The sequence below is a fragment of the Streptococcus sp. 210928-DFI.4.42 genome (genome assembly GCF_020554365.1).
In the GTDB taxonomy this organism is placed as follows: domain Bacteria; phylum Bacillota; class Bacilli; order Lactobacillales; family Streptococcaceae; genus Streptococcus; species Streptococcus parasanguinis_S.
In genome coordinates this window covers 106,272-127,215 of record NZ_JAJCHF010000004.1, presented here as the reverse complement: position 1 = coordinate 127,215, position 20,944 = coordinate 106,272, and the positions used below count along the sequence as shown (strand labels likewise).

Here is a 20,944-nt window from a genome sequence, read left to right as displayed (position 1 = left end):
TAGTGTTGTACTGAATTTTTTCTATACTTCCATTAGCATTGGAGTGCCATTTGTAGTCAAAGAGCAACTCTTATTAGATAATGCAACAGTAGGTATCCTAGAAACAATGTCTGCAGTTGGAATGTTATTAGCCAGTGTGTCTATGTCACTATTGCCAGACAAAAAAGAAAATAATACACTTCTCTCTAATAGAATTCGCATTCCACTTTTTCTTCTAACCATCGCAATCGTTGGTTTGGGTATTACATTTGCAACTACTAACACCCAAGTGATTATTTCTTCCGTTGGCGGTTTATTTATGGGAATTATCGCATTCACTCTTGTTATTCTAAATATTGTCGTCATGACCTATCTTCAAAGTAGCATTGAAACAAATTATTTAGGAAGAGTAATGAGTACTTTGTTCACACTAAATACGTCTATCATGCCGATAGGTACCATTGTATTTACTTATCTATTTCAAAAGGACATAAACGGAGGTCTTATATTCATATTTGGAGGTGTTTCTCTCCTGATCTATACCGTGATAATGTTACCTCGAATATATAGAATACTCCAAAAAGAACACATTTATTGACATTGAAACAAAAGCAGTACTAAAACGTAAAACGAAAAAGACAAGGATAAAACACCTTGTCTTTTTTCAAAATATAAATGGACTGATTTATTTTGGATTCTATTTGTGATTTTAACATGCATCTATATAGGAAACCGTGATTTGCTTCCTCTTAATCATCAAGAATTCTCTCTTCGTGGTAGTTTCTGGGGATTTGTACTTGCATTATATCACTTACTATTCATTGATAAATTTGTTATCTCTAATCGGAAGTAAAACAATACTAGGTAAAAACTCAATTTCAGGAGAAATAAAGTGAATCTCCCCACAATAAAACGCATAGTATCAAGGTTCTTCAAAACCTAATATTATGCGTTTTTTGATCCTAAAGACTTTTCTCTATTCTTGTTTATTTTGTTGTATAGTCCAGATAAAGACAATTCAAATTAGATTACGTCTATCTATTTACTTACCTTTTATTTGCTTTAATTCCTTTATCTCTTTTAGAATACTAAAAATATAGAAACTAAATAGAACTACAAATAAAAAAGATAAAACAAAGAAACCAAACGGAAGTTTTCTTCCCATACCAGCTACTATTCCAAGGGATAAAATACCGATAGCCATTATGGAAATTATGAAGATAAACCACAAGTAAATCATGTAAAACTTATAAAGATAACAAAAGGACTTATTTTTTTGTTTAGGCTTATCCTTCCATTTTAAATAAAAGAAATAAGGTGTATTAATAATTAAAATAAATAAAAATCTCATCTCTAGCACAACTTTTTACTTTCTATTTTGGATTTCCCACAAGATCTCCCAACTTCCAAATACCAAGCCAAAAAGAAATTGTTAGCATGATAAAGAATGTGAGGAACATATTATCCACCAGATTTTTACTCATCAAGCATAGTTCTCTAGCTATGTAAGGAGACACGAGGAACAAAATGCACTGTACTATAGTAATTATTTTTTTCATGATTCATTTATAATACTGTCACATATGATACAGTATACTCCTTTCTAGGAAGAATTCTTATTATTCCTATCTTTATTATAGGCCTACAGAAATTTAGATTCAATTTTTAATATGTGAAAGTAGTTTCAGAATAATTTACAAAACAAAAATAAAGTACACTTTTTAAAGTACTTTATGCTTCTAATTCAGTTGTATCAATGGTTTAGCTTTAGTTTAGTCAATTGTACATAAACTTTTAGTTTTCTTCAAAAAATAAAAATGAGTTCCAATTGTTAAAATGAATCAAGAAAATACAAAAACTTTCCGCCGTGAGAAAAGTGCTAGAAACACTATTGTTTCTAGCACTCGGGAGTTTTGGAACCTTAGGTCCAAAACTAAGTCATGGAACTTCTACGAAGTTCGCTGACGTCCGTGCTCACCTAAGGAAAGTTTTAAGAAGACTTTGTTACCAACATGACAAATGCTAGTTAGCATTGGTCATTTTTCTTTTTTGATAGCGTTGATAAGAATGGTAGAGTTTCAAAACGACAGATCCACTAGCCATCCCGATGGAGATCACCAAGGCCAGAATAACCACCAGGGTCACGCTGGTCACTGCCTGACGATATTGGCCACTGACAAAAAAGGAAGTAGTTCGATAGGAAATATATCCAGGAACCAAGGGCGCGAGAATGGACAACATAAAGACCACGACAGGCGTCTTGAGAATGATACTTAAAATCTGACTAATGCAGGATCCCACAATAGCGGCGATAAAGGTTGCTACGATAACATTGGTAGGACCTTTTAGAATATAGTATAGTAGCCAGATGCCCATCCCTAAGATTCCTCCAGGAATCAGCATGGAGCGCTGCACATTTAGGACGATTAAAAAGGTGATGATGGCAATCAAACTGGCCACCGCTTGGATTAAAAATTCAGTTAGGTTCATGATTTTATTTCATAAGGACAAGGGCAACGGTTGTACCGGCACCAAGTGCAAGAGTAATGAGAAGAGTCTCAAAGAGCTTACTCATCCCAGAGTTGAGGTGGTAATTCATGAGATCGCGGACAGCATTGGTCATAGCGATTCCAGGAACGAAGGGCATGACACAGCCTGCGATAATGAGATCGGTATTGGATGGAAAACCACTATAGCGCGTCCAGATATGGGCCAAAAAACCGAAGACAAAGGCGGCCGCAAAGGCAGTGGCAAAAGGAATGCGAACGTATTTCTCAACGACAAGAGAAAAAGCAAAGGCAAAGACAGTCGCAATACCCGCTCCAATCGCATCATAGAAATTTCCTCCAAACATGATGGAGAAGAAAGGAGCACTGAGGGTTGCCGCAATGGTCAACTGAAGATTGGTATAAGGAACACGCTTGCTTTTTAACTCGCTCAAGGCCTGATAGGCTTGCTCGAGATCGATCTCTCCAGAGACGAGTTGACGAGAGATCTGATTGACATCACAGACCTTTTCGATATTGTAATTGGTCCGCAAGATCCGTTTCATGCGCGTGACATTGGCATTCTCAATTGAAAAGAAAATAGCGACTGGCATCGCTAAAACATTGCAATCGACGATTCCCTGTGAATGGGCGATCCGGATCATGGTATCTTCGACCCGGTGAATCTCAGAACCGCTCTCTATCAGGAGGGTTCCAGCTAACATCAGGACGTCGATCACTTGGTTGATCAGTTTTGACTCTTCCATAATATCCTTCTTACTAAATAATCTGTTTCTATTATAGCAAAAAAGGACGAGAGACAGAACTAAAATTTGACAATTCTAGTTTGTTTCTTATCCTTTCTGAATTCGTTTAGAATAGCTATTGTTTAGGTTTATCATTCGTTAACTCGGGTGGTGGTGTTGCACGGTGCTATCCTGGACGAGAAGGGTTGCTAAAAAGATCAGTGCAATCAGGATAAAGAGCCAAATAATAGCGAAAATAAATGTTAAAAACATAGGATCACCCCTTCTAACTTATTTACAGCTCTACTATAACACTTGGAGAAAGCGCTGTCAAACCCTATATGGTAGGCTCTTAAACTCTTTCAAAATTCAGAATACTCTTGCGATGGGGATGAAAAAACCAGCCGTTTCCGACTGGTTTTTAAGACCTATTTGAATCTTAGCTCAATGCATCATCCATTGAAAGAACTTCGTGGAAGACACGTTGTGTCAATTCAGTTTTTTGTTCTGGAGTGAGGTATTTAGTGTTTACACAGTATCCAGAGATACGTACGATTACGTCTTCACCTGACATGATCTTTTCGTAAACATCGTTCAAGTCCATAACGTTCAAGTTAACGTGTTGTCCACCGTTTTCGAAGTAACCATCAAGGATTGTTACCAAGTTATCAACTTGTTCGTCACGAGTTTTACCAAGAGCGCGAGGTGATACTTGAGTTGTCAATGAGATACCATCAGCTGCATAACCAAAGTCAAGGCTAGCAAGTGAGTTCAAGTTTTGCAACCATCCACCTTTCGCTTTGTTAGATGGGTTAGCACCTGGTGAGAAGAATTCCAATTTAGACAAGTTCACAGAACCATCTTCGTTGAGGTATACCCCTTTGTGGACTGGTGAGTTACCAGTTTGTTTAGAGTAAGCAACGTTAGAAGTGATGGTAAGAAGTGAAACAGTTGCTTCAGCGTTCTTGTAAAGTTTGTGGCTACGTAGACGAGTTGTGTAAGCTTCGATCAACCATTCTGCCAATTCGTTAGAACGTGGGTCATCTTCACCCCAACGTGGGTATTCACCGATTGTTTCGTAGTCGTAGATGTAGCCATCTTCGTCACGGATTGGTTTAACAGTAGCGTATTTGATTGCTGACAATGTATCAACAGTGTTGGCAAATCCACAGATACCGAATCCCATGTTTGCGCGTTGGTGAGTTGGCAAGAAGGCCATTTGAACTGCTTCGTAGTTGTACTTATCAGTCATGTAGTGGATGATGTTCAAAGCATCTACATAAGTGTCAGTCAACCAGTCAAGAGATTTTTCAAAGTTTGCTTTAACAGATTCGAATTCAAGAACTTCATCACGGATAGGATCGATGTCAAATACTTTGTAGTCTTTATGAACATCGTCGTAACCACCGTTCAAACCAGTAAGAAGAGCTTTAAGCACGTTAACACGAGCACCGAAGTATTGGATGTTGTGGCGTTGTTCTTCGTTTTCTGGGTCAAGTGGAGATACACAACATGAGATACAGCTCATTTCACCGTATCCGTCTTTAGCCATTGTTGTAACACCTTCGTATTGGATAGAAGAGTGTTTGTGGCTCATGTGCATACAGTAGCGACGGAAGCTATATGGCAATTTGTCAGTCCAAAGAACTGTCAAGTTTGGTTCTGGAGAGTTACCGATGTTGTCCAAAGTGTTCAAGAAACGGTAGTCCATCTTAGTAACACGGTGACGTCCGTCGTTACCCATACCAGCCATAGAGGTTGTGATGAAGGTTGGGTCACCTGAGTACAATTGGTCGTAAGCTTTTGTACGAGCAAATTTAACAGTACGCAATTTCATAACGAAATCGTCAACGAATTCTTGGATTTCTGATTCAGTGTAAGTACCACGAGCCAAGTCACGTTCAGCGTAGATATCCAAAACGATTGGCACACGTCCAAGAGAAGTAGCAGCACCGTTGATGACACGGCAGACAGCCATAAAGGCGATGTTTGTCCATTGGATCGCTTCTTTTGTATCGAAGGCAGGACGACGTACGTCTACACCATAAAGGTCACCCAATTTAACAACTTCTTGAAGTGCTTGGTATTGAAGGTTTACTTCTTCACGAAGGCGGATTGATTCTTCATCGATTTCAGTGATAGAGTTCCAGTCGCTTGCTTTTTCAGCCATCAAGTAGTCAGCACCGTAAAGAGCCAAACGAGCGTAAACCCCAATGATACGTCCACGAGAGTATGCATCTGGAAGACCAGTTACAGTATGAGCGTGGCGGGCACGACGGATATTTGTAGTGTAAGCGCGGAAGATACCATCGTTTACAGTAGTCACATATTTAGTGAAGATTTCATGAACAGCTGGATCTGGTTCGTATCCATTTTCTTTCAAAGTAGTTTCCGCCATACGGATACCACCACGAGGCATAAAGTTCAATTTGAACAATTCATCATTTTGGATACCGAAGATCACTTCGTTTTCTTTATCGATATATCCAGCTGCGATATCAGCGATAGATGTTGGACGGTTATCGTATGGGAAACGAGTTTCTTCATAATGAGCTTTTGTTTCTTCAACAATTTTTTTGATGTGAAGAGAACGTTCAGTTGGACCAGCTAGGAAGCTTTCATCTCCATCATATGGTGTGTAGTTAGCTTGAACGAAGCGAGAAACGCTTGCTTTTTCTTTCCAATCTTCACCTTTGAAGCCTTCCCAGGCTTTGTCAAAAATATCTTGTGCTTCAACGACTGTTTTAACAACCATTTTTATTTTCCTCTATTGTCTTTCTAGCAACTATATCTGTTGCACTTACAATAGTAGTATACCATACAGAAATCGGTTACACAAAGGCGAATTGCGAAAAACAACAGATTCTTTTGTAATACAGTTTCAAATCCTCTGCGATACTGTACTATATTTTTGAAAACAAACACAGTTTTTCATCAATTTTCATGTTTTCTGGAGAGTCGATTTTTGCAATTCTGAAATTTTCTTCCTATAATAGAAAGAAAGGAGGGTGAAAAATGCTGATATTTCCATTAGTGAATGATACCAGTCGCAAGATTATTCATATTGATATGGATGCATTTTTTGCTGCCGTCGAAGAAAGAGACAACCCTAGTTTGAAGGGCAAGCCTGTCGTGATTGGCCAGGACCCTCGTCAGTCAGGAGGGAGAGGTGTTGTCTCGACTTGTAACTATGAAGCAAGGAAATATGGCATTCATTCAGCTATGAGCTCTAAAGAAGCGCTGGACCTTTGTCCTCAAGCGATTTTTATCTCTGGAAATTATGAGAAATACCGAGAAGTAGGTGAGCAGGTCCGTGAGATTTTCAAGCGTTATACAGATCTAATCGAGCCCATGAGTATTGATGAAGCCTATCTAGATGTGACGGAAAATAAAATCCAGAGCAAATCAGCTGTCAAAATCGCCCGCTTGATTCAGCATGCTATCTGGGAAGAGCTGCATCTCACAGCTTCAGCGGGTGTTTCTTATAATAAGTTTTTGGCCAAGATGGCAAGTGACTACCAAAAACCCCGTGGCCTAACGGTGGTCTTACCGGAGGACGCTGAGGATTTCCTGAGCCAAATGGACATTGCCAAATTTCATGGAGTAGGAAAGAAGACAGTAGAGCGACTACATGAGATGGGTGTCTATACTGGCGCGGATCTTTTAGCCATCCCGGAGATGACTTTGATTGATCGGTTTGGGCGATTTGGCTATGATCTCTTTCGAAAGGCGCGAGGGATTCACAATAGCCCTGTCAAAAGTCATCGCATCCGTAAGTCGATCGGAAAAGAGCGGACCTACCGCAAGCTCCTTTATGCAGAAGATGATATTTTAGAAGAAATTGCCAATCTGTCCAGTAAGGTGGCCCAATCGCTGGAAAAACATGGTAAGCAAGGAAAGACCTTGGTCTTAAAAGTGCGCTATGGAGACTTTACCACCTTGACTAAGCGTATCACCTTGACGGAGCCAACGCGAGAGGCTGAGCGCATCAATCGTTCAGCGCGTCGCATTTTTCAAGAAATTGAATCGACAAATACTGGAATCCGCCTCTTGGGTGTCACCATGACCAATTTCGTCGATCATACTGAGCTGCCTTTGGTGGAAGAAAAAGAAAACGACTAGTTTGTTCACTAGTCGTATTTTTTGATGTCAAAAAAGGCTGCAATTTCTTCTTCAGTCAGTCCGATCATAGGAGAGATGGTGTGGAGATTGTCTTCTGTCAGTCGATAGACAGTCGGTTCATCAGGCTCAGCCTTCTTTACAACAGTTTCTTCCTTGATTCGTGCGGATTCGACTGTAGGGGAATCCGTGGCAACGGATGAAGAAGAGTCTTTGGTTGCCTCGCCTCCGTCCAGGTCCTTGAAGCGTTCCACCAAGTAGGTCTTGCGCGCTGTGCCTGTATTTTTAGTGGCGTAATCAAAGGCGCTGTATTCTCCTAAGAGAATCAGTTTGCTTTTTGAGCGCGTGATGGCAGTATAGATCAAATTACGTTGCAACATCCGGTGGCTTTGATTGGTAATGGGTAAAATCACTACCGGAAATTCGCTTCCTTGCGATTTGTGAATACTCATCGCATAGGCTAAGCGAATCTTGTACCATTCATTGCGCGGGTAGACGATTTCATTGCCATCAAATTGGATGGTCAATTCATCTTGCTTGGATTCTGTATATTTTCCTGGGAGAAGATCGGTGATGTAGCCGATATCTCCGTTAAAGACATTGCTTTCTGCATCATTAACCAGATGAATGACCTTATCTCCATCGCGGTATTGGCAGTCTGGCGAGTCAAAGACGACCTGATCTTTGACAGCTGGATTGAGAAGGTCTTGCATGAGCGTATTGATATTGTCAATGCCGGCTTGGCCCTTGTACATGGGTGCCAAGACTTGGATATCTCGAGCAGGGATTTGACTACGAAGGGCAGCAGAAGTGATTTGTTCGATCATCTTAGGGATGTGTTCACTTCCGGCTTCGAAATAAGAGCGGTCAGCTTTTCGTTCTGTGAAATCTTGAGGAAGCTTGCCTTGGCGAATGTCTCCTGCTAGTGAGACAATGGTCGAGTCCTCACTCTGTCGGAAAATATGTTCCAGTTTGGTCTGAGGGATGCTTGGAATCTGCAAGAGATCAGCCAAGACCTGACCAGGGCTGACGGAAGGTAATTGGTCAGCATCTCCCACAATCAAGAGTTTGGTATCCGTTGCAATGTTGCTAAGTAATTGATTAGCCAGCCAGGTATCAACCATGGAAAATTCGTCCACAATGATAAAGTCTGCATCCAGATAGTCCTCTAAGTGGCTGGTGTCATCATCTCCTGTCATCCCCAAATGGCGGTGGATGGTGGCGCTCGGAAGTCCTGTTAGTTCATTCATGCGTCTAGCTGCCCGTCCCGTTGGAGCAGCCAAGAGGATCGGCAGGTCTTGTTTCTTCCGAAGATCCAGATGGTGGAGTTGAGCATAGACGCTGATCATCCCATTGATAACGGTAGTCTTTCCTGTCCCCGGTCCCCCGGTGAGGATAAAGACCTTATTTTGGATAGCTTGGTGAATCGCCTCTTTTTGAATGGCATCGTAGCGAATCCCCAGATCTTTTTCAACCTCCTCGATAGCCCGGTTGATTTTCTCAGGGTCAAATAAAGTCGACTTTCCTTTTTCCAACAATCGACCGATATGACTGCGAATCCCTTCCTCCGCAAAGAAGAGGCTATTGTCAAAGATCTTGGTATCTATGTTTTGGACCTTGTCTTCCTCGATGAGGCGTCCTAATTCTTGGGCGACAGTGGAAGGGTCCAATTCTACTGGCCGAGCGGATTCTAACAGGTCAATGGTATAGCGCAGGAGGTCCTTGGCCTCGATGTAGGTATTTCCAGTCTCGATAGAGTAGCTAAAAAGGCTGTGGATCAGGCCCGCGCGGAACCGCTCAGGGGCGTCACTTGCAATCCCCAATTCTTCGGCTAGTTGGTCCGCGATTTTAAAGCCCATGCCTTGGATATCTTCCACCAATCGGTAGGGCTGTTGCTCCACGATCTGGAGGGTTTCTTCTTTATAAAAATCTTGGATCTGAAAGGCCAATTTATTGGGAATGCCATAGTTGGCTAGTTGGGCGAGAATGCGCTCCGTTCCGTAATTCTGACGGAGTTTTTCTACAAAAGCCAGGCGGTTTTTCTTGGAGAGACCTGTGATTTCTTCTAATTTTTCAGGAGCCTCCAAAATTTTGTCAATGGTATCGTCCCCATAGAGGTCCACGATTTTTTGGGCTGTTTTGAGACCAATTCCCTTAAAGTGATCGCTGGAAAAATATTTCACCAAGCCCTTGCTAGAGGGTTTGGCACGTTCATAGCGACTGATTTTGAGCTGCTCTCCGTATTTAGGATGATGGACCAGCTCACCCCAGAAGGTGTAGTCTTCGCCTTCCATGATATCTGCCATGGTTCCTGTCACAATAATCTCAAAATCATCAAAATCTTCGGCATCGGTATCGCTGATGTCGAGCAAGAGGATTCGAAAAAAACTGCTAGGGTTTTCAAAAATAATGCGCTCAATAGTACCAGAAAAATAATATTCCATCATTTCTTTCCTTTTTATAAAGCAAGGCTGGGACATACTTGTCTCAGCCTCAGTCTGTTAATCTATACTAATAAGTTTTGAAAGGGTAGATCGGCCATAGTCTAAAGACGGCTTGCCCTTTGATTTGTTCTTTCTTGAAAGCTCCGACCTGACGGCTATCTTTTGAAACGATCCGGTCATCTCCAAGTAGGAGGTATTCATCGTCGAGCAACTTCAAGGTAAATTTAGGATTGCCATCCTTGTCTACTGTAAAAGCTTGGGCTGTATTGGCCAATTGGCGGAAGAGTTCTCCGTTTTCTTCGAACCCTTTTCCAGTGTATGTTGATTGCAATTTATCTTTTTTGAAACGAGCGATATAGTTTTTCAAATAAGGCTCATTGGTCTTTTTCCCATTGATGTAGAGGGTATCGTTATCATATTGGATGGTATCTCCAGGAAGACCGATGACCCGCTTGACGATGTCCTTGGTTTTGCCGTCGTCATCTTTTTCACTGGCAACAACAATGTCGAAACGATCGATTGAGAGGTGGTTGACCACAAGGAGGTACTCGCTATCGGCCAGAGTCGGATCCATCGAATGGCCATCTACCTTGACCGGAGCCCAGAGGTAAATGCGAGAGGCGATGATGAGACCAACAATGATACTGAAGAGGCCCCATTCTTTAAGGAATCTCACCACAGGTGAGCTCGATGTATGTTTTGAACTTCTTTTTGACATGACTTATCTTTCTAGTAATTTCTTTGCTTTTTCTGTGTTTTTAAAATGGAGTTTGGCACAATAATCCAGAGCTTTCATCCCGTAGGTCTGAAGCAATTTAGCGGCCACTTGGTCTGATTTAGCTCCTGCTCCACTAGGAAGATTAAAACCCAGTTCCTTGCCCAGATCTTCCAGATTTTGAAGGAAGAGATTGCGGGCGATGATGGAGCTAACTGCCACAGCTAGATACTTGCTTTCGGCTTTTTCTTCCAACTCAATGGCTTGCGTGACCTGATTTTTTTCAGCTTTTACGTATTTTTGGTAGTTTTTAGTAGTTGTAAAGGCATCGATCACAATTCGCTCTGCTTGGACTCCTTTATTTAACAGAAGGTAGATGGCCTGATTGTGCAGGGCTACTTTGACTGAAACAGCATTGTAACCAGAAGCGATCACTTCATTGTACTTCTTTGGAGACAATAAGAGTGCTTGGTGCTGGATATTTTCCTCAAGGAGAGGAGCCAATTGCTGAATTTTTCGATCATCCAAGGTCTTCGAATCACCAACACCAAGCTTTTTGAGCCAGTCGTGCTGGTCAGGTGTGACAAAGGATGCAACAACGGTGAGTCCACCAAAATAAGAGCCGTTTCCGACCTCATCGGTTCCGATCATGGCTAGATCTTGTCGTGCAGATGAAGTAGAACGCTTAAGGTTCCCAGCATCTTGCCCGAAAAAGTTCAGGTAAGGAGTGAGGTCATTGCCCTGGAGCAGGACCTTTCCAGACTTGTAGATCGAAACGGTCGCTCCCTCTAGTCGAAAGAAATAATCCATATGAGGGTTCTTGCTTTGAGTGAGAGAACTGCGATAGGTATGGACAAAATCAAGGATTTGCTCCTGTGTTGGAGTGAGTGTCATACTTTCCATAACCACTATTGTACCACAAATTCAGGGAGAGAGGGAGCAAAAAGAAAGAAAGAATCCACTGGAAAATCCCTGTGAAGAGGGGCTTTGCTACTGACAAAGCTAGCCTTTTTTGGTATAATACCGTGAGGTGATTTTTATGGCGAGCTTAAATAGATATAAATTTACATTTGGAAACAAAGCGCTCACTTTAACAACCAACCATGATAATTTGTTTATGGAAGAAGTCGAACGTGTTGCGAAAGAAAAATACCAAGCAATTAAGGAACAAATGCCAGAGGCCGATGATGAAACCATCGCTATCTTATTGGCAGTAAATAGTTTGTCTATGCAACTGAATCGCGAGATTGAGTTTGACGACAAAGAAACAGAATTAGATGATTTTCGTCGCAAAGCTTTAGACGACTTAAAGGATAAATCATCCAAATAAGAGGAGATACATGTTAACTTTCTTAATCTTATTGATTTTGGCATGGAGCTTTTATATTGGCTATGCAAGAGGCATCATCCTCCAATCCTATTACTTTCTAGTGACCTTGGTAGCCCTCTTGATTGCAGGTGGTAGCTACAAGGGACTGGCTAAGGTTTTGTCTCTATGGGTTCCTTTTTCGAGTCCCACCCAGCAATCGGTAAATTATTTTTATGCCAACCGCTACCTGTTTCAATTAGATGACATCTTTTATGCAGGATTAGCTTATGTGTTGATTTTTGTGCTGGTTTATTTGATCGGCCGCGTGATTGGAATCTTTATGCACTTGGTTCCCCAGCCAGAAAAATTGGAGGATCGCAAGTATCAAATTGGAGCAGGTGTGATCGCCGTCGTGATAACCCTCTTGGTGATCCAGATGGGCTTGACTATTCTCTCAACAGTTCCCATGGCTTCCATCCAAAATAGACTAAATGCAAGTGGATTGATCCGCTTTATCATCCTTCATACCCCGATCAGTTCCAGCCTGTTCCACAACTTGTGGGTGACTGCGATTATCGGAGCTTAAGGAGCAAAAATGAAGAAAGGAGTGAGACAAGTCCGATTCAAGGAAGGACGCTCACTTTTTTTGTAGGAGAAACATGAATAAAAAAATCTTAGATATTCTGGAGTTTGACAAGGTCAAGCAACTCTTTGAACCCTATCTACAGACAGAACAAGGGGAGATGGAGCTAGCAGTCCTTACTCCAACTGATAAAAAAGAAACCATCGAAACGGCCTTTATTGAGCTAGAAGATATGGAGCAGATTCTCTTGGAAGAGCCTCGCTTTGCCGTGTCGACCATTCAAGATGTCCGTCCAGTGGCCAAGCGTTTGGAGATGGAGGCGGCCCTCAATATCGATGAATTATTAGCGCTAAAAGCAGTCCTTCGGGTAACACATGAGCTCAAGGATTTCTACGACAACTTGGAAAATGTTCGTCTGGAAAGGCTCCATCGCCTCTTTGACAACTTGGTAGATCTGCCCCGCCTACAAGGTGGGCTTCAAGCCATCAACGAAGGAGGCTTTGTCGAGTCTTTTGCCAGCGAAAAATTGGCCAAAATTCGTCGCCGCATCCAGGAAAATGAACACCAGGTCAGAGAGATTCTACAAGACCTGCTGAAAAGCAAGGCCGATATGTTAGCGGATGCTGTGATTGCTAGCCGGAATGGACGCAATGTTCTACCGGTAAAAAACACCTATCGCAACCGGATTGCAGGGGTGGTCCACGATATCTCAGCCAGTGGGAATACCGTTTATATCGAACCTCGTGCAGTGGTCAATCTCAATGAAGAAATCGCCAACCACCGAGCAGATGAACGGTATGAAATCATTCAGATTCTGGAGGAATTGTCTGACAGCCTGCGCCCCCATGCGGCAGAGATTGCTAACAACGCTTGGATTATCGGTCACTTGGACTTGATCAAGGCCAAGTATCGGTTTATGCGCGATTTCAAGGCAGTGGTACCAGAGGTTAGCAGTAATCGCTCTATTCAGCTCTTGCAACTACGTCATCCCTTGATTGAAAATGCCGTCGCGAATGACCTGCATTTTAGCGAGGACTTGACTGAAATCGTGATTACCGGTCCCAATACAGGGGGGAAAACCATCATGCTAAAAACGCTGGGACTAGCGCAAATTATGGCCCAGTCTGGTCTTCCCATCCTAGCGGATCCAGGTAGTCGTGTGGGCATCTTCTCACAAGTCTTTGCAGATATTGGAGATGAACAATCGATCGAGCAGAGCTTGTCGACCTTCTCCAGTCATATGACCAATATCGTATCTATCTTACATCAAGTAGATACCGCCTCCTTGATCCTTCTGGATGAGTTAGGAGCTGGAACCGACCCTCAAGAAGGGGCTGGTCTTGCTATTGCCATCCTAGAAGACCTGCGCTTACGAGGGATTAAGACCATGGCGACGACCCACTATCCAGAGCTCAAGGCCTACGGGATTGAGACTGCAGGGGTGCAAAATGCCAGCATGGAGTTTGACACAGCGAGTCTTCGTCCGACCTATCGCTTCATGCAAGGGGTGCCTGGTCGCTCCAATGCCTTTGAGATCGCCCGTCGTTTGGGCTTATCTGAGACCATTATCCAGGATGCCATGAAGATGACCAATACGGACAATGATGTCAATCAGATTATTGAAAAACTGGAGGCGCAGACCTTAGAAAGTCGCAAGCGCTTGGATACCATTCAAGAAGTGGAGCAAGAAAATCTCAAATTCAATCGCGCTCTTCGAAAGCTCTATAACGAACTGACTCGAGAGAGGGAAACAGAGCTCAATAAGGCAAGAGAAGAAGCCAAGGAAATTGTGGATATGGCACTTTCAGAGAGTGATCGCATCCTTCAAGGTCTTCACGCCAAATCTCAGTTGAAACCACATGAGATCATTGAGGCCAAGGCTCAGTTAAAAAAACTAGCTCCTGAGACCGTCGATCTTTCTAAAAATAAGGTCTTGAAAAAAGCCAAGAAGGCGCGTGCACCTAAGGTCGGAGATGAGATCCTGGTTATCAGCTATGGGCAACGCGGGACCCTAGTCAATCAACTCAAAGATGGACGCTGGGAGGCCCAAGTCGGCTTGATCAAGATGACCTTGGAAGAAAAAGAATTCAACCTTATCAAGGTTGAAAAAGAAGCGGCTCAACCTAAGAAACGCCAGGTGAATGTCGTCAAGCGCTCCAACACGAGCGGGCCGAGAGCGCGTCTGGACCTCCGTGGAAAACGCTATGAAGAGGCTATGCAAGAGCTAGATGGTTTTATCGATCAGGCTCTGCTCAACAACATGGCTCAAGTCGATATCATCCACGGGATCGGTACAGGGGTCATCCGTGAAGGGGTGACAAAATACCTCCGCCGCAACAAGCATGTCAAGAGTTTTGAATATGCCCCACAAAATGCAGGTGGAAGCGGCGCAACTATTGTTACGTTTAAAGGCTAAGTTAAGCCCTAGCTTTTCATTAGCTAGGGTATAGAACGTAGACTAAATTTTTAAAAAGAAAAATAAGTTAAGAAATTCTGCAAAGAAATATAAATCTGTCCCATTTTTAGAATAAATTAAGAAAATACCGAAACTTTCCGCCGTGAGAAAAGTGCCTGAAACAATACAGTTTCAGGCACTCGGAATTATTGAGACCTTAGGCTCAATAATTAGTCATGGAACTTCTTCGAAGTTCGCTGACGTCCGTGCTCACCTAAGGAAAGTTTCTAAGATAACTTTTTCTTCAATCTGAATCTAGCTGATAAACAGCTAGGTTTTTTTAAAATTTTCATAATGAACCGGATTAAAAGAAATTGAAAACGATCCGTTTTCAAATTGGATTTTCAGTAGGTCCTCCTTTTTAAAAGTGCTATAATAGAGGCAATGAATGATTTGGGAGGATACGCATGCGTAAACGTGAAAGTGCTGATTCGTGTACAACGATTCTAGTCGGAAAAAATGCTAGCTATGATGGTTCGACCATTGTAGCACGAACAGAGGATTCTCAAAATGGCGTTTTTACGCCCAAGAAATTGATCGTGGTCAAACCGGAAGATCAACTGCGTCATTACAAGTCAGTATTATCAACTTTTGAAATCGACTTGCCAGATAATCCAGTTCGCTATACATCGGTTCCAGATGCGATTCCTAAGGACGGGATCTGGGGAGAAGCTGGGATCAATATCTACAATGTAGCTATGAGTGAGACAGAGACCATTACGACCAATAGCCGTGTGCTAGGGGCAGATCCTCTTGTAGAGAGTGGCATCGGTGAGGAAGACATGCTGACCTTGGTCTTGCCTTATGTCAAGACAGCCCGCGAAGGGGTCTTGCGTCTCGGGAAGATTTTAGAAGAGTATGGAACTTATGAATCCAACGGGATCGCCATTTCAGATGTGAATGAAATCTGGTGGTTGGAGACCGTCGGAGGTCACCACTGGATGGCGCGCCGTGTCCCTGATGATGCCTATGTGACCAACCCCAACCAACTGGGAAGTGATTATTTTGAATTTGGCAATCCCGATGAGTTTCTTTGTGACCCGGATCTTGAACATTTTGTCACAGAGCACCATTTGATTCTGGATCAAGAAGGGAAAGGTTTTAATCCACGTTATGCCTTTGGTAGCCAAAAAGACAAGGATCGCCACTACAATACACCGCGGGCTTGGGCCATCCAGCGTTTCCTCAATCCTGAAATCGAGCAGGATCCACGGAGTTTTGAGATTCCTTGGTGTCAAAAACCTTATCGCAAGGTAACGATTGAAGATGTCAAATATGTCTTGAGCAACCACTACCAAGACACTATCTACGATCCTTATGGTCCTGAAGGAGATCACGTGAGTCAACGGACCTTCCGGACGATCGGGATCAACCGGACCAGCCAGACAGCGATTCTGCAATTGCGTCCCAATAAACCACAAGAAACGACAGGCATCCAATGGATTTCTTATGGCTCCATGCCTTACAATACAGCCGTTCCTTTCTTTACCCAAGTGGATACAACGCCAGACTACTTTGCCAATACGACGGCTAAGGTGACAACGGATTCCTTCTACTGGGCCAACCGGATTATTGCCGGACTAGCAGATCCTCACTATGCTCACCATGTTGGTGATTTGGATGATTACCAAGAAACGACAATGGCCTGGGGACATGCGCGCATCAATAAAGTCGATCGTGCACTTGCAGCAGGTGAAACCGTTGATTTTGAGGCGGAAAACCAAGCCATGAGTGATCAAATCCAGGAAGCGACAGATCAACTCTTGGATAAGATTTTGCTCGATGCTAGCAACCTCATGACCAATCACTTCTCCTTGAGTGATTAAAAAGCGTATATTTTCAGGAAGTTTCCAAGACATTTTCAGAAATGATTGACAATCTTTTGAAAATCGATTAAAATAGAGAAAATTACATACGACCGAATGAAGTTTGCAGGAGCGTGAGTGACTGTGAATGGACGGAACTCTGGAGAGACCAGAAATGGCACCGAAGGGGCAAGGTAGAGGATACATCTACTCAAACTCTCAGGTAAAAGGACAGAGCGAAAGATAGGGGAAGTCCCCTATTTTAAGCAGGACCAGAGTACATGTTTGACATGTGCTCTTTCTTTTTCTCTTTTCTGTCGAGCGGTCGATGAAAAAGGAGACAGAAAATGGATCATGTATTGCAATTTTTTCAGCAGCTCGATAATCTAGTGTGGGGCGCCCCGCTGTTGGTGCTCTTGGTAGGAACAGGGATCTACCTGACCTTTCGCTTGGGCTTGCTTCAGATACGCTACCTTCCAAAAGCTTTTCGCCTGATCTTTACAGAAGATGAGGGCCATGGGGATATCTCGAGCTTTGGAGCTCTTGCGACGGCTCTAGCGGCTACTGTAGGGACGGGGAATATTGTAGGGGTGGCTACAGCGATTCAGACAGGTGGCCCAGGTGCCCTCTTTTGGATGTGGATGGCAGCCTTCTTTGGAATGGCGACCAAGTATGCAGAAGGGCTCTTAGCCATTCGTTATCGGACCAAGGATGACAACGGTCATATCTCAGGTGGTCCGATGTACTACATTCTTCACGGGATGGGAGAGAAGTGGCGACCACTGGCTATTTTCTTTGCAGTTGCAGGAGTGCTGGTAGCCCTCTTTGGGATCGGAACCATGACCCAGGTTAATTCCATTACGGGATCCCTTCAAGCTAGTTTTGGAACAACTCCAGAAGTGGCTAGTGTAGTGATTGCTCTAGTGGTTTCGACCATCATCTTTGGTGGAATTCACTGGATTTCCAAAGTCTCTGAAAAAGTGGTTCCTTTTATGGCTGCTGCCTATATCTTTGCGACTGTCACGATCATTGTCTTGCATCTGGACCAATTGCTTCCAGCCTTGAAATCGGTATTTTCAGGTGCTTTCACAGGGACTGCAGCCATGGGAGGTTTCGCAGGAGCAACAGTCAAAATGGCTATCCAAAAAGGGGTGGCGCGTGGAGTTTTCTCTAATGAATCTGGTCTCGGATCTGCCCCAATTGCAGCGGCAGCGGCGAAGACCAATGAGCCAGTCGAGCAGGGCTTGATCTCCATGACAGGAACCTTTATTGATACCATTATCATCTGTAGTTTGACAGGACTTTCGTTATTGGTTTCAGGTGAGTGGATGGCTAAGGGCAGCACTAGTACCTTGACTCAGGATACGTTTACAGGCGTCTTTGGTCCAGTCGGAGGCATCATTCTAACGCTATGCTTGGTGCTTTTTGCGACCACGACCATACTTGGATGGTCTTATTACGGAGAGCGGTGTTTCGAATTCCTTTTTGGCGTCAAACATATCAACCTCTATCGGACCTTCTTTGTTTTTATGGTTGGACTAGGAGGTTTCCTTAAGCTGGATCTGGTCTGGGTGATTGCGGATATTGTGAATGGGCTGATGGCTTTGCCCAACCTAATTGCCCTCTTAGCCCTCTCCCCTGTCATCATCGAAGAAAGCAAACAATACTTTAAGAAATAAGAAAACCCAGATCGATGGATCTGGGTTTTCTTGTCTATTTGAGATAGGCTCATTTAATAGCGTTTTTCTTTTGGCCAGCTGCTCATTTCGGCGATGGCAGTGAAGAGCACATCTGTCGAAGAGTTGAGGGCTGTTTCACAAGAGTCTTGGATGACCCCGATGATAAAGCCGACGCTGACGACTTGCATGGCCAAATCATTGGTGATACCAAAGAGGCTACAAGCAACAGGGATGAGAAGGAGAGATCCTCCCGCAACTCCAGATGCTCCACAAGCAGAGATAGCCGCTACCACACTTAGAATGAGCGCAGTTCCAAAGTCAACCTGAATGTGCAAGGTATTGGCAGCAGCGAGCGTCAAAATATTGATCGTCACGGCTGCGCCTGCCATGTTTACAGTTGAACCAAGTGGAATGGAGACAGAATAGGTATCTGGATTCAGCCCCAACTCTTCACAGAGACGCATATTGACAGGGATGTTGGCTGCAGAACTTCTGGTGAAGAAGGCTGTTACCCCGCTGACACGGAGGCATTTAAAAACAAGGGGATAAGGGTTCTTGCGAATCATGAAAAAGACGATCAATGGATTGATGACCAGGGCTACAAAGGCCATGGTACCAACCAAAACAAGCAAGAGGATCCCGTAGTTACTAAGGGCACTGAGTCCTTGGCCAGCGATGGTCGTGAAGACCAAGCCTAAGATCCCAAATGGAGCTAGGTTGATAATCCACTCAACAATTTTTGAAGTGATGTCTGCTAGGGTTTGGAGGAGGTCCTTACTATGTTCGCTCGCCTCTCTCATGGCAATCCCAAAGACAGTTGCCCAAGAAAGGATCCCAATGTAGTTGGCTTGCTGCAAGGCGTTGACCGGGTTGTCGACGATCTTGAGCAAGAGGTTACTAATCACTTCGCCAATCCCGTTTGGAGAGGATCCTTCAGCGGCCTTTCCAGTCAGGGTAATGGTGATTGGGAAGATGTAATTGACCAAAACAGCGACGAAGGCAGCTGCAAAGGTTCCTAGGAGGTAGAGGACGATGACCTTTTTCATATTGGTCTCTGTCCCTTTTTGGTGTTGGGAGAGGGCATTTGCGACGAGCGCAAAGACCAGAAGGGGTGCGATCGCACGGAGCCCTCCAACAAAGAACTGACCTAAGAGTCCAATGCCAGATGCTTTCGGGAAGATAAGGGCTAGGATAACACCAAGTACAATCCCGATTGCGATCCTTTTCATAAGGTTGGTTTTATTCCAAGTGGTAATCAATCGATGAATCATGTAGGACCTCCTTAAAAAATAATTAAGGAATATTATACGATAGTTAGGGGGGGAAAGCAATGAAATTTTCAAAAAATAGCCTTATTTCCGAATATTTGATATAATCATACTATTCTTTGATAGAAAGGCCCGAATAAATGAGTCAAGCTTTCCAACGTTATTTCAGTAAAATAGACTGGACGAAGATTTTTGATGATCTGATATCAAAATGTATCTCTCTGATTTTTGTCTTTCTTTTATTTTTTATTGCTAAAAAGGTCATCCATAGCCTGGTTAAGCGGATATTAACCCCATCCTTTAAGTATACGGTGCAGGATGAAGCCCGTAAAAATACGATTCTCCGTTTGGTTGAGAGCCTTTTAAACTATTGTTTGTATTTCATCTTGATCTACTGGATTTTGTCGATTCTAGGTCTTCCGGTCTCTAGTCTCTTGGCTGGTGCTGGGATTGCTGGGGTGGCGATTGGGATGGGAGCCCAGGGTTTTCTTTCCGATTTGGTCAATGGTTTCTTCATCCTTTTAGAACGCCAGTTGGACGTGGGAGACAATGTTCGTCTCACGAATGGGTCTATTAATATTGCCGGCATCGTCAGCAGTGTCGGGATTCGGACGACCCAGGTGCGGGACTTTGATGGGACTCTCCACTTTGTTCCGAATCGCAACATCACCGTCGTCAGCAATCTCTCACGTGGCGATATGCGCGTGCTAATCGATATTCCGCTAGATGCAAATACCGATCTCGACAAGATCTATCAGGTGATTGCTCAGGTCAATCAGTCTGAACAAGACAAACACCCAGAAGTGTTGACAGGTCCTACGATTTTAGGCCCACAGATTGAAAAAAATGGTCGTTATTCCTTCCGCATCGCGATGACTGCGCAAAATGGAACCCAGACGACTGTCTATCATACCTACTATAAACTCTACCATGATGCCTTGATGGAAGCAGGGATTAGCCTACCGACAGGAAAGAACGGGATCATGTAATAAGAAAAGCTCAGAAATTAGAATGTAGACAAGATCCTCTTAGAAACTTTCCTTAGGTGAGAACGGACGTCAGCGAACTTCGAAGAAGTTCCATGACTAAACCAAGATACAAAGGGCGTCTGCGGATAAAGTCAAAATAGGAAGTTTGACGCAGAATCTTTCGATTCTAGGAGGACTTATCTTTTTGACACAATCCGCAGCCCGTGTTCAATTCGTTTTGAACCCCTTCGCTTTTCAATTTTTGGGCTCAGGCTAAAACAGTTCCCCGAACTGTTTTACTCTCAAAACTCCCGAGTGCCTGAAACGATATTGTTTCAGGCACTTTTCTCACAGCGGAAAGTTTAAGTAGACGATTGAATCATTCTAT

General features: G+C 43.4%; 14 protein-coding genes, 1 pseudogene and 1 riboswitch. Of the genes and pseudogenes, 8 read left to right on the top strand and 7 right to left on the bottom strand.

Annotated elements, in window-relative coordinates:
- Positions 1 to 577, top strand: a pseudogene (locus LIZ08_RS02800) (MFS transporter); the annotation flags it as partial.
- Positions 578 to 2,001: 1,424 nt separating this feature from the next.
- Here LIZ08_RS02800 and LIZ08_RS02795 read toward each other — a convergent pair.
- The 3 genes from LIZ08_RS02795 to pflB form a co-directional block, all read right to left on the bottom strand.
- Entirely contained in the window at positions 2,002 to 2,469 is a 468-nt protein-coding gene (locus LIZ08_RS02795; RefSeq protein WP_031575574.1) for a threonine/serine exporter family protein, read from the bottom strand.
- A gap of 4 nt (positions 2,470 to 2,473) precedes the next feature.
- Entirely contained in the window at positions 2,474 to 3,232 is a 759-nt protein-coding gene (locus LIZ08_RS02790; RefSeq protein ID WP_227038225.1) for a threonine/serine exporter family protein, read from the bottom strand.
- Between the two features lie 418 nt (positions 3,233 to 3,650).
- The gene (pflB, locus tag LIZ08_RS02785; protein WP_049490618.1) at positions 3,651 to 5,966 is read right to left on the bottom strand and encodes a formate C-acetyltransferase; all 2,316 of its coding nucleotides are present in this window, start codon (positions 5,964 to 5,966) and stop codon (positions 3,651 to 3,653) included.
- 260 nt (positions 5,967 to 6,226) lie between these two features.
- Between pflB and dinB the strand changes: the two genes are divergently transcribed.
- The gene (dinB, locus tag LIZ08_RS02780; protein ID WP_227038224.1) at positions 6,227 to 7,333 is read left to right on the top strand and encodes a DNA polymerase IV; all 1,107 of its coding nucleotides are present in this window, start codon (positions 6,227 to 6,229) and stop codon (positions 7,331 to 7,333) included.
- 8 nt (positions 7,334 to 7,341) lie between these two features.
- Here the strand turns inward: dinB and LIZ08_RS02775 are convergent, their stop codons facing one another.
- The 3 genes from LIZ08_RS02775 to rnhC all read right to left on the bottom strand — a co-directional run bounded on the left by LIZ08_RS02775 (position 7,342) and on the right by rnhC (position 11,392).
- Entirely contained in the window at positions 7,342 to 9,774 is a 2,433-nt protein-coding gene (locus tag LIZ08_RS02775; RefSeq protein ID WP_227038228.1) for an ATP-dependent RecD-like DNA helicase, read from the bottom strand.
- Between the two features lie 67 nt (positions 9,775 to 9,841).
- Positions 9,842 to 10,492 carry a signal peptidase I gene (lepB, locus tag LIZ08_RS02770; protein WP_014713905.1) on the bottom strand — a complete coding sequence of 217 codons (651 nt, stop codon included), beginning with the start codon at positions 10,490 to 10,492 and terminating at the stop codon, positions 9,842 to 9,844.
- A 3-nt stretch (positions 10,493 to 10,495) separates the two neighbouring features.
- The gene (gene rnhC / locus LIZ08_RS02765; protein WP_227038223.1) at positions 10,496 to 11,392 is read right to left on the bottom strand and encodes a ribonuclease HIII; all 897 of its coding nucleotides are present in this window, start codon (positions 11,390 to 11,392) and stop codon (positions 10,496 to 10,498) included.
- A 136-nt stretch (positions 11,393 to 11,528) separates the two neighbouring features.
- Here rnhC and LIZ08_RS02760 point away from each other — a divergent pair, with 136 nt between their 5' ends.
- The 5 genes from LIZ08_RS02760 to LIZ08_RS02740 all read left to right on the top strand — a co-directional run bounded on the left by LIZ08_RS02760 (position 11,529) and on the right by LIZ08_RS02740 (position 18,320).
- Positions 11,529 to 11,819, top strand: a complete 291-nt coding sequence (locus LIZ08_RS02760) for a hypothetical protein (protein ID WP_049471900.1) — start codon at positions 11,529 to 11,531, stop codon at positions 11,817 to 11,819.
- A 10-nt stretch (positions 11,820 to 11,829) separates the two neighbouring features.
- Positions 11,830 to 12,384, top strand: a complete 555-nt coding sequence (locus LIZ08_RS02755) for a CvpA family protein (protein WP_049506576.1) — start codon at positions 11,830 to 11,832, stop codon at positions 12,382 to 12,384.
- 73 nt (positions 12,385 to 12,457) lie between these two features.
- A complete protein-coding gene (locus tag LIZ08_RS02750) occupies positions 12,458 to 14,797 on the top strand; it encodes an endonuclease MutS2 (RefSeq protein WP_227038222.1) in 2,340 nt (779 codons plus the stop codon).
- Positions 14,798 to 15,243: 446 nt separating this feature from the next.
- Complete coding sequence (locus LIZ08_RS02745; protein WP_227038221.1) at positions 15,244 to 16,662, top strand: C69 family dipeptidase; 1,419 nt, start codon at positions 15,244 to 15,246, stop codon at positions 16,660 to 16,662.
- 129 nt (positions 16,663 to 16,791) lie between these two features.
- Positions 16,792 to 16,886, top strand: a riboswitch (glycine riboswitch).
- Positions 16,887 to 16,988: 102 nt separating this feature from the next.
- Positions 16,989 to 18,320: an alanine/glycine:cation symporter family protein gene (locus LIZ08_RS02740; protein WP_227038220.1), complete on the top strand. Its 1,332-nt coding sequence runs from the start codon at positions 16,989 to 16,991 to the stop codon at positions 18,318 to 18,320.
- A gap of 53 nt (positions 18,321 to 18,373) precedes the next feature.
- On the opposite strand, the gene sstT is transcribed toward LIZ08_RS02740, so the two are convergent.
- Positions 18,374 to 19,591, bottom strand: coding sequence for a serine/threonine transporter SstT (sstT, locus tag LIZ08_RS02735; protein ID WP_045759865.1), 1,218 nt, complete (start codon positions 19,589 to 19,591; stop codon positions 18,374 to 18,376).
- Positions 19,592 to 19,728: 137 nt separating this feature from the next.
- Between sstT and LIZ08_RS02730 the strand changes: the two genes are divergently transcribed.
- Positions 19,729 to 20,577 (top strand): mechanosensitive ion channel family protein, encoded by an 849-nt coding sequence (locus LIZ08_RS02730; protein WP_003008782.1) that lies wholly within the window; start codon positions 19,729 to 19,731, stop codon positions 20,575 to 20,577.
- Positions 20,578 to 20,944: the final 367 nt, after the last annotated feature.